Source organism: Acinetobacter sp. 24-47-66, from assembly GCF_056779755.1.
Map to the genome: position 1 here is coordinate 363,325 of NZ_JBWYIL010000001.1, position 15,547 is coordinate 378,871.

General features: G+C 38.6%; 16 protein-coding genes. 6 read left to right on the forward strand and 10 right to left on the reverse strand.

Annotation, left to right across the window (positions count from 1 at the left end; genetic code table 11):
* Positions 1–5: 5 nt before the first annotated feature.
* The 3 genes from prmA to AC1M84_RS01715 all read right to left on the reverse strand — a co-directional run bounded on the left by prmA (position 6) and on the right by AC1M84_RS01715 (position 2,429).
* Entirely contained in the window at positions 6–905 is a 900-nt protein-coding gene (gene prmA / locus AC1M84_RS01705; RefSeq protein ID WP_180027873.1) for a 50S ribosomal protein L11 methyltransferase, read from the reverse strand.
* 135 nt (positions 906–1,040) lie between these two features.
* Positions 1,041–1,940 (reverse strand): bile acid:sodium symporter family protein, encoded by a 900-nt coding sequence (locus tag AC1M84_RS01710; protein ID WP_035267632.1) that lies wholly within the window; start codon positions 1,938–1,940, stop codon positions 1,041–1,043.
* 132 nt (positions 1,941–2,072) lie between these two features.
* Positions 2,073–2,429: a hypothetical protein gene (locus AC1M84_RS01715; protein ID WP_035267631.1), complete on the reverse strand. Its 357-nt coding sequence runs from the start codon at positions 2,427–2,429 to the stop codon at positions 2,073–2,075.
* Positions 2,430–2,687: 258 nt separating this feature from the next.
* Here AC1M84_RS01715 and mnmG point away from each other — a divergent pair, with 258 nt between their 5' ends.
* Positions 2,688–4,568 carry a tRNA uridine-5-carboxymethylaminomethyl(34) synthesis enzyme MnmG gene (gene mnmG, locus AC1M84_RS01720; protein WP_481594299.1) on the forward strand — a complete coding sequence of 627 codons (1,881 nt, stop codon included), beginning with the start codon at positions 2,688–2,690 and terminating at the stop codon, positions 4,566–4,568.
* A 391-nt stretch (positions 4,569–4,959) separates the two neighbouring features.
* Here the strand turns inward: mnmG and AC1M84_RS01725 are convergent, their stop codons facing one another.
* Positions 4,960–5,958 (reverse strand): helix-turn-helix transcriptional regulator, encoded by a 999-nt coding sequence (locus AC1M84_RS01725; protein ID WP_481592976.1) that lies wholly within the window; start codon positions 5,956–5,958, stop codon positions 4,960–4,962.
* A 226-nt stretch (positions 5,959–6,184) separates the two neighbouring features.
* Here AC1M84_RS01725 and AC1M84_RS01730 point away from each other — a divergent pair, with 226 nt between their 5' ends.
* The 5 genes from AC1M84_RS01730 (at position 6,185) to AC1M84_RS01750 (ending at position 10,417) form a co-directional block, all read left to right on the forward strand.
* Positions 6,185–7,735, forward strand: coding sequence for a circularly permuted type 2 ATP-grasp protein (locus tag AC1M84_RS01730; protein ID WP_481594300.1), 1,551 nt, complete (start codon positions 6,185–6,187; stop codon positions 7,733–7,735).
* 21 nt (positions 7,736–7,756) lie between these two features.
* Positions 7,757–8,359 (forward strand): alpha-E domain-containing protein, encoded by a 603-nt coding sequence (locus tag AC1M84_RS01735; protein ID WP_092766170.1) that lies wholly within the window; start codon positions 7,757–7,759, stop codon positions 8,357–8,359.
* A complete protein-coding gene (locus AC1M84_RS01740) occupies positions 8,356–9,135 on the forward strand; it encodes a transglutaminase family protein (protein ID WP_092766171.1) in 780 nt (259 codons plus the stop codon). The genes AC1M84_RS01735 and AC1M84_RS01740 overlap by 4 nt, the downstream gene beginning before the upstream one ends.
* A 25-nt stretch (positions 9,136–9,160) precedes the next feature.
* On the forward strand, positions 9,161–9,895 hold the full coding sequence (locus tag AC1M84_RS01745) for a proteasome-type protease (protein WP_035267625.1): 735 nt from the start codon (positions 9,161–9,163) through the stop codon (positions 9,893–9,895).
* A 78-nt stretch (positions 9,896–9,973) separates the two neighbouring features.
* A complete protein-coding gene (locus tag AC1M84_RS01750; RefSeq protein ID WP_092766172.1) occupies positions 9,974–10,417 on the forward strand; it encodes a BLUF domain-containing protein in 444 nt (147 codons plus the stop codon).
* 24 nt (positions 10,418–10,441) lie between these two features.
* Here AC1M84_RS01750 and alr read toward each other — a convergent pair whose 3' ends face one another.
* The 6 genes from alr to cyoE form a co-directional block, all read right to left on the reverse strand.
* Entirely contained in the window at positions 10,442–11,512 is a 1,071-nt protein-coding gene (gene alr / locus AC1M84_RS01755) for an alanine racemase (protein ID WP_481592978.1), read from the reverse strand.
* 111 nt (positions 11,513–11,623) lie between these two features.
* Positions 11,624–13,069 carry a replicative DNA helicase gene (dnaB, locus tag AC1M84_RS01760; protein WP_035267619.1) on the reverse strand — a complete coding sequence of 482 codons (1,446 nt, stop codon included), beginning with the start codon at positions 13,067–13,069 and terminating at the stop codon, positions 11,624–11,626.
* A gap of 203 nt (positions 13,070–13,272) precedes the next feature.
* Entirely contained in the window at positions 13,273–13,719 is a 447-nt protein-coding gene (rplI, locus tag AC1M84_RS01765; protein ID WP_035267617.1) for a 50S ribosomal protein L9, read from the reverse strand.
* A 9-nt stretch (positions 13,720–13,728) separates the two neighbouring features.
* Positions 13,729–13,956, reverse strand: a complete 228-nt coding sequence (rpsR, locus tag AC1M84_RS01770) for a 30S ribosomal protein S18 (RefSeq protein ID WP_004719336.1) — start codon at positions 13,954–13,956, stop codon at positions 13,729–13,731.
* Between the two features lie 11 nt (positions 13,957–13,967).
* Positions 13,968–14,354, reverse strand: a complete 387-nt coding sequence (rpsF, locus tag AC1M84_RS01775) for a 30S ribosomal protein S6 (RefSeq protein WP_035267614.1) — start codon at positions 14,352–14,354, stop codon at positions 13,968–13,970.
* 304 nt (positions 14,355–14,658) lie between these two features.
* Positions 14,659–15,537 (reverse strand): heme o synthase, encoded by an 879-nt coding sequence (gene cyoE, locus AC1M84_RS01780; protein ID WP_481594301.1) that lies wholly within the window; start codon positions 15,535–15,537, stop codon positions 14,659–14,661.
* Between the last annotated feature and the right edge of the window lie 10 nt (positions 15,538–15,547).

Below are 15,547 nucleotides of genomic sequence, written 5' to 3' on the forward strand. Positions count from 1 at the left end.
TCTACTTATTTATGGCGTTTCCCAGAAAGACGGTACCAATTTTCATCACGCTTTTCTTTGTCTAATATATCAAAAAATTCAGCATAAACACGAGAAACATCATCAACTTGCTCTTCAATAATACCGGCTAGTGCGAATTCACCCTCAGGTTGAATGAGTGTTGAAAACTCCTCAGCAAGCGCCATCAGTGGGCCAGCAAGAATATTTGCGACAAATACATCTGCCTTTTGCTCACCAAGTGTTTGATTAAATTCTTCAGGTAAGCCGACATATAAATTTTCGAGCACGCCATTTAATTCAGCATTTTGTTGTGTAGCGAGTACAGCTTGAGGATCAATATCTGTCGCATATACTTTTTTTGCACCAAGCAATAGGGCAGCAACACCTAGAATGCCAGAACCACAGCCGTAATCGATGACGATTTTGTCTTTTACATCGGTTTTACCTAACCATTGTAGGCAGAGGAATGTTGAAGCATGATTACCTGTACCAAAAGCTAGGCCTGGATCTAATTTAATATTGACCGCATCCGCTTCAGGTGCTTCCATCCACTCAGGCACGATCCAATATTTTTCACCAATTTGAATTGGCTCATATGCATCCATCCAAGTGCGTTCCCACTCTTGATCTTCGATAAACTCATAACGTAAAGGCGCTTCAGGCATCTGGTCTTTAATGAAAGTTTCTAGTGCGACGACATCGATTTCTTCATCATCTTCTTGAGCGTAAATACCCGTTACGATGACTTTGTTCCAAAGCGGAGTCTCACCTGGAAGTGGTTCTAATAACGCTTGATCTTCTGCATCATCTAGCGTCACACTGACTGCACCAAGAGATAATAATAATGTTTCAGTAAAATCAACTTGTGCTTGATCGACAGTAATATGGATTTGTAACCACTTCACAGTAAAAAAACCTAAATATGCAATACGAGAGTTAGCATTGTACTGTATTCGCTTTAAGAATGCAGATAAAACCTGAAGCATAAATAAAGGCACGATTACAGTGCCTTTAAGATGAGTTGGTTAACTCAATTAATATCAGTTAATTTGTGAGTGGTTTCGAGTTAACTCAGCCGGATGGTCTAATGGTGCAAAACGATTCAGCAACATGCCGAAAATAGCAGCGAAGATATACATAAAGATTGAATAAACAGCTGCTGGCATCGCAATTTCGCTGCTATTCATTATCGTGATTGCAATCGCCATGGCCAAAGTACTGTTATGGATACCAATTTCAAAAGCACACGCTCTTGCTTGAAAACTCGGTACACCAAAGAAGCGTGGTAGAAAATAACCAACGCTAAGACTTGCGATACAAAATAACGCTGTTGCCAAACCAATTTGAGCAAGATAATTCATAATGTTGGCACGTTCAGAAAGTACTGCACCGACAATAATTAACACTAAGAATACAACGGCAAAAATACGCACTGGTTTTTCTAGTTTGGTTGCAACATTTGGAAATTTGTAGCGCACAAACATACCGAGGGCAACTGGAATAAGAATAATGGCGAACACTTGTAAAATTTTACTAAATTGCAGACCAATTTGAGTTGAATCCTGAATGAAATGTGTGATTGCAAAATTCACGATCAGCGGCAAGGTCACTGCAGCAATAATGGCATTAATCGCAGTCAAGGTGATGTTGAGGGCAACATCACCTTTATATAAATAGCTAAACAGATTGGCTGTCGCCCCCCCAGGTGAGGCAGCAAGCAACACTAAGCCGACAGCCAAGTAAGGCGATAGATTGAGTATTTTACATATAATAAATGCAACGCCAACCAAAATGACGAGTTGGGAAAATAATGCGATGAGCACTGCTTTAGGGTGTTTACGAACGCGTAGAAAATCTTGAACAGTGAGTTCAAGTCCTAAACCCGCCATCACAATTGCAAGTGCTAAAGGTAAAAAAATCGTAAGGATCCCTGTGTCCATAAATTCATCCTGAATTTTGTTGTGCTATTTATAAATAGATCGTTATTTTTAATTTGGTTTTATCGTTATCAATAAATAAAAGCAACAAATTTTTCAATTGGTTGCATAAACGGTCGAATTTAAAAAAATAGGTTAAGACGCTTTTGGCATCGGTGGCGCATATCCGAGTGCACATTTGCCTTTATATTCTTGACCTTCAATATTCACGGAAACACTCGCTGCATCAGACTTACAAGCTGAATTAAGCTGCTCTTCATTGCCTTTCAAATCTTTACTTTGGGTAGGGAAAAATTGAGTTTGGCAAGTACCATTCCAAATGATTCCTTTATACGGGAAGCTGACAGCATCGCCTTCGCTTTTACCCTTACATACGCTTTGGAATTGTTTGGCATTATAGGCATTATCAACTTTGTCATTCGCAATACTCATACTACTTACGCTTAGACCCAAACAACATAACATTGACATCGTAAATAACTGGACTTTCATGTTCGTATACTCTTGTTAAAAAATATGACAGGAATATGTTGAAAAAATAGTCAAATCAATGGAAGGGCAATGCTGTAAATAAATTTTCTAAATTGTTAAAAAATCACTTAAATCTGCAAAATTTATAAATTTTAATATCAATATGGTTTATATTATTGGACTTCAAAAAAATTAGAATTAAATTGTTCTCGATTGTCTCAAGGCAAACAAAATTTGCTATAATTTTCTGTCATTATTTTTATCTCCTCATATACCACTATGCATTATCCTAAAGTTTACGATGTCATTGTTATCGGTGGCGGACACGCTGGTACAGAAGCAGCGCTTGCTGCGGCACGTATGGGTCGACAGACTTTACTCTTAACTCATAATATTGAGACTTTAGGGCAGATGAGCTGTAACCCAGCGATTGGTGGTATTGGTAAATCACACCTTGTTCGCGAAATTGATGCCTTAGGTGGTGCGATGGCACTCGCTGCAGACAAGGGTGGTATTCAGTTCCGTATTCTGAACTCACGTAAAGGTGCTGCAGTTCGTGCAACGCGTGCGCAGGCTGACCGTGTACGTTATAAAGCGGCTATTCGCGAAACATTAGAAAACCAAGCCAATCTTGATATTTTCCAACAAGCAGCAGATGATCTCATTGTTGACGGCGATACCGTTAAAGGTGTGGTAACACAAATGGGGATTCGCTTTGATGCGAAAACAGTCGTGTTAACCGCTGGTACATTCTTGGGTGGCGTGATTCATGTTGGTCTTGAGAAATCAAGCGGCGGTCGTGCAGGTGATCCACCTTCAATTTCTTTAGCGCACCGTTTACGTGAGCTTCAATTGCCAGTAGGTCGTTTAAAAACAGGTACGCCACCACGTATTGATGCACGTTCTGTAGATTTCTCTGTGATGACACCACAGCCGGGTGATTTCCCATCACCAACGATGTCATTTATGGGTGATGCATCTATGCACCCAGAGCAAGTCAACTGCTATATCACGCATACCAACGACAAAACACATGAGATTATCCGTGGCGGCCTAGACCGTTCACCGATGTATACTGGTGTGATTGAAGGTGTAGGTCCACGTTACTGTCCGTCAATCGAAGATAAAATTCATAAATTTGCCGATAAAGATTCTCATCAAGTATTCTTAGAGCCTGAAGGCCTAGATACACATGAACTTTATCCAAATGGTATTTCTACATCTTTACCGTTTGATGTGCAGTTCGAGTTAGTACGCTCAATCCGTGGTATGGAAAATGCGCACATTCTTCGTCCGGGTTATGCCATTGAGTATGATTATTTCAATCCACAAGCGTTGAAATTTACTTTAGAAACTAAAGCGATTAATAACTTGTACTTCGCTGGTCAAATCAACGGTACGACTGGTTATGAAGAAGCAGGTGCACAAGGATTACTTGCAGGCCTGAACGCTGCACGCCGTGCGTGGGATCAAGAGCAATGGACACCGAAGCGTGATGAAGCGTACATGGGTGTATTGGTTGATGACTTAATCACTTTAGGTACGAAAGAACCGTACCGTATGTTTACCTCACGTGCGGAATACCGTTTGATGCTTCGTGAAGATAACGCAGACCAACGTTTGACGCCAATCGGTCGTGAAATGGGTCTTGTGGATGACGAGCGTTGGGCAGCATATTGTGAAAAAATGGAAGCGGTTGAGCGTGAAACAGGTCGTTTGCAACATCTTTGGGCTGCACCAAACAATCCAATGGGTAAAAAATTCGTTGAAATGACAGGTGCGGATCTTTCTAAAGAATGTTCAGCAATTGATTTATTGAAACGTCCAAACATTACTTTTGCTCAAATTGCGGAACTTACTGGTTCTGATGTTTCTGCTCAAGTGGGTGACCAAATTGAGATTGCGGTGAAATACGAAGGTTATATCAACCGTCAGCATCAGGATGTTGCGCAAATGAAGCGCTTAGAAGAGACTAAGATTCCAGCTGATTTTAATTATGACGTGGTATCTGGTTTATCTCGTGAAATTACTTTGAAACTCAAAGAAGTTCGCCCTGAAACTCTCGCTCAAGCAAGTCGTATTCCGGGCGTTACACCTGCTGCTGTTCAATTGGTGATGATTACGATTCGTAAGAATGCACAAACTAAAAAATCTGCTTAAGCCTGTTGCAGTCCAAAAAACCCGCTTGATGCGGGTTTTTTTGATCCTCATATAACGATTTATTCATAAATAAGATAAATAATTTATTATTTACGTTTAACAAGAATAGAGATTAATAAAGAAATTATGATTATTTCTCAATCCAAGTTGATGTCGTTATATTGATTCTACGTTCACAACAAAGAGGAAAGGCCATGACGATGAAGCGTATTCGTTATAATGGTTATGAAATTGCATGCTGCACGATGTAAATCATAATCCAACGACATTGAAAAGTGTACGTGGGCTAAAGGGGAGTTTAGTTCACGTATTTAAACTCAACACAATAAGAAATCAGCGCAATACTGAAAATATGATAATAAAAAATCTTCAGAGCCAATTTGGCTCTTTTTTAATTTTCAATTTCATGAACGGCGTTAAATACATCGAGCGGTTCTATACGAATGATTTTTTTGCCGAAGCTTCTGAGCCACCAAACCAATTGTGAAGTAAATGGCACATTAGCCACCACTTTAAAGAGATCATCGGATACTTGTGTAATGGATTGATCTTTACTGAGTTGGCTTTCGGAAAAGTAAAGTGCATCAGCTTTATTCATAAAGAGTTCGAGTGGAACGAGCTCAGTGGGTTTATTGAAATCAACTCTAAAGCCGAGCGCACCAGATTCAATGTAAGCATCAATATCAAAGTCAACAGGGTGTAAGGCGCGTTGTTCTAGAACTTTTGCAGATTTAAAGCGATGTAAAGCAAAGGTTTGAACTTCTGATTTGTCATGTCGAGTACAAATCAAATAAATGATTGAACCCTTTTGAACCAATGCGAGCGGGTTTAAGGTATAACCACGTTCTTCACTTTCAGGTCCACGCGCACGATATATGCATTCGATCTGTTTATCTTGTAATAGACCTTCATAAATGGCTTGCTGCGCATGTTTCTCTACAACAGGAGGGATCAAGGGCTGGCTTGCAGGGACAATACGGACACGGTTAATCCACTGACGTACGTTGTTTTGTGTAGATAAGCTGCGTTTTGCAAGCTCGAACCAAGGGTTCATCTCCTCAATTAAACTTGGAGGAAGCAAATGCTTCAAATGCTCTTCAACCATCATAAAGGTGACCGCTTGTGAGCTGGTCATATGCGGCAAGCTTTGAATTGGGGCATCTGATCGCCAACGCCAACCTTGTGGTACAGTTTTATTACTCTCAATAGGAAATCTTTGAGAAATTTGATTTAAATCACGTTGAATGGTTCTTAAACTGATTTCAATACCTTCTCTTTGCAGGGTCTCTTGCAACTCTCGTGTACCCATCCATTTGCCAGTGGTTAAACGTGAAAGAATTTGCCACTGTCGATATAAGCTATTCGATGTTTCTTTTTCTTGAGAGGACATAATCAACTAATGAATAAAGAGAAAATATTTTTCAAACACACAATAAAAAATCTTTAAGAGATAAGCAAGCATGGAAAGTGAAGCTATTGACTATATTTCGATACATCTTTAGGCCATTTTTCGTTGTGAATGCTTCAAAAATGGGGCATTAATAGATGAATAGGTAAATTTTTGGCATTGAAATTGCTTAATTTTGTTTACAATTGATAACAATTAAGAGGTATGTATGCTAAAAGAGGAAAAAGATACCACTTCAATTCTCGCAAATTTTAAGGCTGATCATACCGTCGAAGCTTTTGAAAAATCTATGCAGATCGAAGTTAAACAAAACAGCACTGCGTACTTGTTCGATCAACTTAAATCTGAATTTTATAATGAACTTTTAGATGATAAAACGATTGGCTTAGAGGCATCTAGCAAAATCGAAAATTGGTTATGTGAAAGAAGCTTGGATGAGCTGAAATCATTAAATCATCAAGCGAAGGAACATTTCCTCTATCAGGGCATTACATTTACAGTCTATGGTGGTGCTGAGGGTACAGATCGTATTATTCCTTATGACTTAATTCCACGTGTAATTGCCAAACAACAATGGCACAAAATAGAGCAAGGCTGTGCACAAAGGGTGCAAGCATTGAACTTTTTTTTAGATGATATTTACCATAATCAGGCGATTTTAAAAGATGGTTTAGTGCCTGAGCTGCAAGTGCTCACTCATGAGGCATACCAACCATTGATGTATAAACATTCATTGAAAGGTAAAGTTTATAGTCAAATTAGCGGAATCGACATTATTCGTGATCAGCAAGGTGACTTCTTCGTACTAGAAGACAATTTAAGAACACCATCAGGCGTGTCTTATATGTTGGAAAGTCGAAAAATTAGTGAAAAAATGATGCCCGAACTTTGTAAGTCATCAAATTTACAAGGTGTAGAGCAATATCCTCAACTTTTAAGACAAATACTCGAGGAAAATGCTGAAGTATATAAACCATTTATCGTGGTGCTTACACCCGGCCGATATAACAGTGCATATTATGAGCATTGTTTCCTCGCACGTGAGATGGATGTTCCTCTAGTTACAGGTCAGGATTTATTCGTTGAAAATGCTAAGGTCTATGCCAAAACCGTTTGGGGTAAAAAACAAGTCGATATAATTTACCGACGCCTAGATGATGGATTTCTTGATCCATTGTGTTTTATGCCAGACAGTACATTAGGTGTACCTGGCCTAATGTCTGCTTACTTACAACACAATGTCGTGATTGCGAATGCGCCTGGCACGGGGGTAGCAGATGACAAATCAATCTATCCTTATGTCGATAAAATGATTAATTACTATCTAAACCAGAAGCCAATTTTAAATAACGTACCGACTTACCAATGTCGTGAACGTGAAGAACTCGATTATGTACTTTGTAATTTAGAAAAGTTAGTGGTTAAAGAGGCGCAAGGTTCAGGCGGTTATGGCATGTTAATTGGTCCTAAAGCGACCGAACAAGAAATTGAACAATTTAGATTAAAGTTAATTGCACAGCCGCATGCTTACATTGCACAACCAACTTTAGCGCTTTCAGTCGCTCCCACTTTAACTGAATTCGGCATCGCTGAACGCCATATTGATTTAAGACCGTTTATTTTAAGTTCACCGTATCGTACAGAAATCGTGCCGGGAGGTTTAACCCGAGTTGCGATGCAAGAAGGGTCATTAGTTGTAAATTCGTCACAGGGTGGTGGCATTAAAGATACGTGGGTTATAGATCCGCTACATTCATAAATATACAACCAGGAGCTTGTCATGATTATATTAAACAGCAATGCGCAAAATATTTACTGGGTTGGCCGTTATTTATCTCGTATTCAACATTTATGTGGTCAGTTTCCATTTCAAGATGATGTTCAAGCATTGCAGTATGCCCATGCTTTTTGCTTACCTGCTTTTAATGCGTGTTCGCTCAATGAGCTGATTCTGAGTAATGATCAGCCAGCTTCTTTTTTTCAACAATTTGAATATGTGAAAAATAATATTCAAGATTTACGTGGTGTATTGTCAGTTCAGGCTTATTCAGAATTAAAACAGATGGTGGATACAGCGACACAAAATGCAGGATTAATTTGTACTGTTGTTGATGAGTGTAGCGATATTCTAGAAGCTGAAAATGAAGACATTTTTCTGTTTTTTAGTCTAGGACAATATTTCGAAAATCTTGATCGTGAAATAAGATTGAATCAGGATGTTAATTCTACAATCAATTCTTTAAGTGTTGTGATTGAACTGTTGAAGTCTAAAGGATGGGACAGCTTAGATGAGGCTTGGCAACATCTTTTAGCGCATCCAAATGCTAATAGCTTTTACCAATTGAATGATCAGGTGCAATGTTTATTTGAGGTGGATGCATGAAATTGATGATTAATCATCAAACCCATTATCAATATACGGAAACGGCAAAAAATAGTATCCAATATATACGAATGTGTCCTCAATGTAATGCTCACCAAAAAGTAGATGCTTGGTCAGTGAGTATTCCTGGTCATACGGTCGAAGCAAAAGATGCCTTTAATAATATTTGGATCACTTCGACTCAACGCTATGCATATCAAAATTTAAGTATTATGGCGCAGGGCATTATTGAAATCGATACAGTTTCAGAACAAGCTATTGAGTCAGAAGTGCCAGTCGGTATTTTTCTACAAATTACCCCAGCGACTCAATGTGATGCTGAAATGAAAGCTTTTGCAGCTCAGCATGTGAGTAAAAAGACTCGTGATGAATTAAAACATTTAAGTTATGCATTGCTTGAGCATATGCCATATATTTCAGATTCTACTCAAGTGAATACTACGGCAATAGATGCATTCCATCATCAACAAGGGGTATGTCAGGATCATACTCATGTATTTGTAGGTATGTGTAGAGAGTTAAATATTCCTGCGCGTTATGTTTCTGGATATCTTTACGTTCCAGAAATGAGTCATTTGGCGAGCCATGCTTGGGCTGAAGCTTATATAGATGGAGTTTGGTATACATTTGATGTTAGCAATCAGCTCTATACGCCAAGTTCACACATTTATATTGCATTAGGGCGTGATTATTGGGACGTTGCACCTATCAGAGGTGTGCGAGAGGCTGGTGGCGTGGAGAGTATGACGACCATCGTTCAGGTATTACCGTGTTAGAACAAAATTTAGAAGAGAGATTTCAATGACCTATTGTTGTGCTATGCGTTTACGTGATGGCTTAATTTGTATCAGTGACACGCGAACAAATGCAGGTGTAGATCATATCTCTGTCTTTCGTAAACTCTATCTTTTCGGTGTTGAGGGTGAGCGTTTTATCAGTATACAAACTGCGGGTAATTTGGCGACGACACAAGCCGTTATAGGACATTTACAGAATCAGCTAGATTTAAAACACGAACCTAATTTGTATAGTGTGAATAGCATGTTCGAGATGGCTGAATTGGTTGGTCATACTTTAAAGCGTGTCATTATGGATGTGACTACTGATCAACTAGAGCAAAGTAATTATCACTGTACGATTTTACTTTCTGGTCAAATTCAAGGGGAGGATATTCAGTTATATAATATTTATCCTCAGGGTAATTTTATCAATGCGACGTCAGATACGCCCTTTTTTCAGATTGGGGAAAGTAAATACGGTAAACCAATTTTAGATCGTGCATTAAATTACAATACTGAATTAGATGAAGCATTAAGATGCGGTTTAATTTCATTTGATTCAACCCTTAGATCTAATGTTTCTGTGGGCTTACCACTAGATGCATGTATTTATAAAAAAGATAGTTTTGCAATTCCATTGTCTAAACGTATTCATGATGATGATCCATATTTCTCATCAATTAGTAAACTTTGGTCAGATACTTTGCGTCAAGGATTGAACGGTTTGCCACGGCCAACAGAAGACTATTGGCAATAATTTTGCTTTATGATTGAGTTTAGATTAAATTGAGTTGCATTGAATATTAAATCATTACTATAAAAATTAGGGGAAGCAATGCAACAGTTCAGTTATGCGAGTGTGTCGACTGCAGATGCAAGTCGCTTATTGATTGATGTTCGTGAAATCTTGAATGAAGCCCGTCATTTCAATTTTGAGCATAAAATTTCTGGAGCGCTATATTATGCAGATGGGCACTATTTTCAATGTCTAGAGGGTGATGAAACCACACTAGATATATTGTTGCAAAAGCTTCACAAGGATAAACGCCATCATCAAATTCGCCTATTCCAGCGAAAAAATATTGAAAAAAAACAATTTCAAGAATGGTCTATGAAGTTTGTAGGACGACAAAGTCCAGTGAAGCAGGCTTTAATAGATATGGGATTTAGTCAATTTACGCCTACACAGTTTACACAAGATCAAGCTGATTATTTAATTCGATTTTTGACACGCGCTCAGGATACGGATTTTAATGAACTACAACGTAATGCTGTTTAGCATTACGTTGATTTAATTTGCTCATTACATTTTGAGACGCTTCGGACGTTGGCTTAATCGACATAACAACTCATAACCAATCGTACCATTCGCTTCAGCAACATCATCCACTAAACGATGTTTACCCCATAATTCTACTGGATCACCAATTTTCGCGTTGAGATCAGTGACATCTATGGCAATCATATCCATGGCAACTCTGCCAATCACTGGGGTTAATTGACCATCTAGTGAAACCGAATTCTCACGAATAAAAGTTCTTGGATACCCATCACCATATCCGATCGAGACAATTGCTAATTGCATAGGTCGCTGTGCAACAAAGGTTGAGCCATAACCTACAGCTTCACCTGATTGAATGGCATTAAGTGCAATAATCTCAGCACTGAATGTCATGACAGGTTTTAAATCTAGAGCGTGGACGCCACGATCTGCAAATGGCGTTGCGCCGTACAGCATAATACCAGGACGAACATAGTCAAAATGCAATTCAGGGTATTTATAAATTGCTGCTGAATTACAACACGAAGCTAAAATTGGTGCACAATCTTGTTTTACTTCAAGAAATTGAGATATTTGTTGTTCATTTAAAGGGTGATCAACATCTGCATTAGCAAAATGCATTGCAAGTACACAGGTAAAACCTTCATTTTTTAATTGATGAATAATCGATTTGATTACATCAATTTTGAAGCCTAAGCGGTTCATTCCGCTATTTAGTTTAACCCATACTTTTAGATTTCGGGCGATATAAGCATCTTTAACTTGCAACAACCACTGCAGTTGTTGATGATGATGAACGATTACTTCAATATGTTGGTCAATCGCAATTTGCATTTCATCTTCAGAAAAAACACCTTCAATTAATGTGATAGATTGTTTAAAACCTAATTCACGTATTTCAAGTGCTTCTTCTAAACATGCAACGCCAAAAGCATCAGACTGGCTCAATGCGGCTAAACAGTCTGAAACGCCATGACCATAAGCATTTGCCTTCACCATACTTACAACTTTAGAGTTTGGTGCAATTTGTTTCACGCGATTTAAATTGTATTGCAATGCGTGTGTGTCAATACAAACCGTTGCTTGGCGCACTCTAATTTACTCCTAGAGGCATGTGGAAAGGTTAAATCTTTTAAAATAAAAAAAGATAATTGTGGTCAGATCAATTCGTGGGTTCTCAACTACGAATTTATCAAAGCAAAATTACTCTTCTTCTTGGTTTTGCGCATAATATTCAGGTGATAGATTACTGAAACGCGTATATTGACCTTCAAAAGCGAGTCGAACGGTACCAATTGGACCATTACGTTGTTTACCGATAATGATTTCGGCAGTTCCTGCTTCTTTAGATTCTTTGTTATATACCTCATCACGGTAAATGAACATGATCAAATCGGCATCCTGCTCAATTGCTCCTGATTCACGTAAGTCTGACATCACAGGACGTTTATTTGGACGGTTTTCGAGTGAGCGGTTAAGCTGCGAAAGTGCAATCACAGGGCAATGCATCTCTTTCGCCAATGCTTTCAAGCTTCGAGAAATTTCACCAATTTCACCCACACGGTTATCACCCATACCTGGTACTTTCATTAACTGCAGGTAATCGACCATGATGCAACCCAGTTTACCACCGTGTTGTTTGGCTATACGTCTTGCACGTGCGCGCATTTCAGTCGGTGGAAGGGCAGAAGAATCATCAATATAGAGATGCTTCTCTTGCAGTTGAAGAATCGTTCCTGTGACCTTGTTCCATTCTTCGCCATCTAATTTGCCAGATCGCAAATGTCCTTGATGCACTTTACCAAACGAGGAAATTAAACGCATGGCAATAGAGTCAGCAGGCATCTCCATGGAGAATACGAGAGCAGGAAGGTTGCAATTGAATAGCACACTTTCGACTAAATTCATTGCGAAAGTTGTTTTACCCATTGATGGACGGGCAGCAACGACGATCATATCTCCAGCTTGCATACCTGATGTTTTATTATCAAGCTCCACAAATCCTGTGGTAAGACCTGTAATATTCCCATCAAGTTGTGATAATTCGTTGAGTTTATCGAATACATCTGCGACAACGGTATTAATTGCTTTTGGTCCTTGAGCTTTAGCATTGTTATTGTGTTGTTCAGCCAAAGAAAAGATACTGGTCTCTGCTAAATCTAAAATTTCACTGACTTCTCGGCCTTTCGTGTCATAAGCATTTTGTAGAATTTCATTACCAACTTTGATCATATTTCTCAAAGTTGCAAATTCACGTATTTTATTGGCATAAGTTTCAAGGTTATAAAAGCTTGATGGAGAATCCGCCATCAATTGCATTAAATATTCTTCACCACCAATCGCATCAAGCAGGTTCTGTTTGATTAACCAATCATTGACCAATACGGCATCATAAGGTGAACTTTCTTTAGAAAGTTTTTCAATTGCTCTAAAAATATATTTATGTCGAGTCGCGTAAAAATCATTCTCGGTTAATATATCGCTGACCTGTTCGAATGACTCAGCTACTGTCATGAGTGCGGCAAGAACAGCCTGTTCAATAGCAAGATTGTGCGGAGGCGTACGAAACTCTTTGAGTGCTGAAGATTCGCTCTTTAGCAAATCTAACTCAGTGTTATTCGTATTTTTTTTGGCAGTCGCCTGAGACATATAAAACCTTGATTTACAATAATTACGAAAATGAATAGGGGAGACTTATCTTAATGCAAAATGCACAATCAAGACAGTGCAACAAATAATATCGATAACAAATGAAAAACTAAGTCCAAATTTCAGCTTGCTAAATAAAATTTTATAATTATTAGGGATAAAAAAAGAGCATGCAGATGCATGCTCTTTTTCTTTGCATAAAATTACTCAGATACGATAGTAACGAGAACTTCAGCAACAACATCATGGTGCAATTGGATTGCGATGTTGAATTCGCCAGTGTGACGAAGTGCACCGTTCGGTAAACGAACTTCAGCACGGTCAACTTCAAGACCAGCATTTGTCAACGCGTCAGCGATGTCACGAGTACCGATAGAACCAAATAGTTTACCTTCGTCACCAGCTTTCGCAGTGATTACGATATTTACTTCGTTCAATTGGTCAGCACGTGCTTGAGCAGCAGCTAGTACTTCAGCTTCTTGCTTCTCAAGTTCAGCACGACGAGCTTCAAATGCAGCAGTGTTAGCTTCAGTAGCAGCAACTGCTTTACCTTGAGGGATTAAGTAGTTGCGGCCGTAACCAGCTTTAACTGAAACTTTATCACCTAATTTGCCAAGGTTCTTAATGCGTTGTAATAAGATAATATCCACAGCTCAACCTCACTTATGATTGTCAGTGTAAGGAATCAACGCTAAGTAGCGAGCTTGTTTGATAGCAAGAGCTAATTGACGTTGGTAACGAGCTTTAGTACCTGTAATACGGCTAGGAACAATCTTGCCGTTTTCAGTGATGTACTGTTTTAAAGTATCGATATCTTTATAGTCGATATATGTAACGTTCTCAGCTGTAAAGCGGCAGAACTTACGACGACGGTAGAAACGTGCCATTGATGTTCTCCTTATGCTTCAGCAGAGTCTTGAGCTTGTTGTGCTTCTTCACGTTGAGCTTTACGCGCACGTTTTTCTTCAGCACTCTTAGCCAATAAAGACTCTTCAGTGATTGCGTTTTCACGACGAATAATAACGTTACGAAGAATAGCATCGTTGTAACGGAATAATTCTTCTAATTCATTAAGCGTAGTTTGGTTACATTCAACGTTCATTAAAATGTAGTGCGCTTTGTGAATTTTGTTAATTGGGTAAGCCAATTGGCGACGGCCCCAATCTTCAAGACGGTGAATTTGACCTTCAGCATCTTTAATGTGAGAGATATAGCGTTCTACCATACCTACCACTTGATCGCTTTGGTCTGGATGTACCAGAATTACGATTTCGTAGTGACGCATTGTCAGCTCCTTACGGTTTTATGCAGCCCCTAACGCATTTGTTAGAAGCAAGGAGTCACAAATAAATTTTATTGGTTTCAAAAAAACTTAATGTGTCGCAAAAAATGCGAAGCTGTATTGTAAGGATGTCGGCAGGGGATTACAAGAAAAATAAAGCAAAATATAACGACGAAGAAAATAAATTGGAATATTTAATTTTGAAAATTAACTTACTTTTAGAAAGTATTTGAAGGTAGTGTTGAGTATAGATATTTATAGACTGCTTAAAGCGAAGATAAAAAAAAGATAGAGGCTTCTCTATCTTTTAAAAAATGACAAGATTGTTTATTGATGCAGTAGCAGTAAAACTAAAGCAAATACTAATAATCGTAATTAGGAGAACAGAGAATAAAAAATATTTCTTTGCCCATAATTGATCATTTTCAGCTTTAAATCCAATGATATTTAAATATAGCCAATAAACAGTCAATACATTGAGAATTATACAATAAAGCCAATTTGCATAGCCAAATACAAATAAAGCGTTCATTGAGATTGCAAATAGCACAATGTAAATCAGCGATTCGATCTTGGTGCGAACAATCGAGCGCGCAACAGGAAGAATCGGAATACCCGCATTTTTGTAATCATCAAAACGATAAATTGCAATTCCCCATGAGTGAGGCATTTGCCAAAATGCATAACCCAAGAAAATGAGTAGCGCACCTAAATCGAATTGATTCGCGACCGCTGTATATCCAATGACAGGGGGAGCTGCACCAGAAATACTACCGACCACAGTTTGGTGGATCGTTGTTCGTTTTGTCCATAAGCTGTAAAAACCAACATATACGACAAAACCAATAACTGCGAATAAAAAAGCGTACGCATTTACCCAAAACCATAAAATGCCAAAACCGAGTATGCCTAACAGCAAAGCAAAAGCTAATGCAATTTGAACAGAAATGGTTTTCTTAACTAACGCACGATTTTGTGTGCGCTGCATTTTTTGGTCGATGTCTTGATCAATAACGTTATTGACCACACATCCAGATGCAACTACGAGGGTAGTGCCAATGAGGGTAAGAAGCAGGAGAAGGAAATCTACTGAACCTTGGGTGGCTACAAAGTAGCCACCCAAAGTGGTAACAAAGTTACCAAAGAGAATTCCTGGCTTAGTCAGGAATAAGTACTTTTTAAACATGACAATCAGT

Bases quoted from the DNA above. Each gene is read 5' to 3' on its own strand.
- AC1M84_RS01710 (WP_035267632.1), bottom strand. From the start codon at position 1,940: ATGGACACAGGGATCCTTACGATTTTTTTACCTTTAGCACTTGCAATT.
- AC1M84_RS01715 (WP_035267631.1), bottom strand. From the start codon at position 2,429: ATGAAAGTCCAGTTATTTACGATGTCAATGTTATGTTGTTTGGGTCTA.
- mnmG (WP_481594299.1), top strand. From the start codon at position 2,688: ATGCATTATCCTAAAGTTTACGATGTCATTGTTATCGGTGGCGGACAC.
- AC1M84_RS01725 (WP_481592976.1), bottom strand. From the start codon at position 5,958: ATGTCCTCTCAAGAAAAAGAAACATCGAATAGCTTATATCGACAGTGG.
- AC1M84_RS01730 (WP_481594300.1), top strand. From the start codon at position 6,185: ATGCTAAAAGAGGAAAAAGATACCACTTCAATTCTCGCAAATTTTAAG.
- AC1M84_RS01735 (WP_092766170.1), top strand. From the start codon at position 7,757: ATGATTATATTAAACAGCAATGCGCAAAATATTTACTGGGTTGGCCGT.
- AC1M84_RS01740 (WP_092766171.1), top strand. From the start codon at position 8,356: ATGAAATTGATGATTAATCATCAAACCCATTATCAATATACGGAAACG.
- AC1M84_RS01745 (WP_035267625.1), top strand. From the start codon at position 9,161: ATGACCTATTGTTGTGCTATGCGTTTACGTGATGGCTTAATTTGTATC.
- AC1M84_RS01750 (WP_092766172.1), top strand. From the start codon at position 9,974: ATGCAACAGTTCAGTTATGCGAGTGTGTCGACTGCAGATGCAAGTCGC.
- dnaB (WP_035267619.1), bottom strand. From the start codon at position 13,069: ATGTCTCAGGCGACTGCCAAAAAAAATACGAATAACACTGAGTTAGAT.
- rpsR (WP_004719336.1), bottom strand. From the start codon at position 13,956: ATGGCACGTTTCTACCGTCGTCGTAAGTTCTGCCGCTTTACAGCTGAG.
- rpsF (WP_035267614.1), bottom strand. From the start codon at position 14,354: ATGCGTCACTACGAAATCGTAATTCTGGTACATCCAGACCAAAGCGAT.
- cyoE (WP_481594301.1), bottom strand. From the start codon at position 15,537: ATGTTTAAAAAGTACTTATTCCTGACTAAGCCAGGAATTCTCTTTGGT.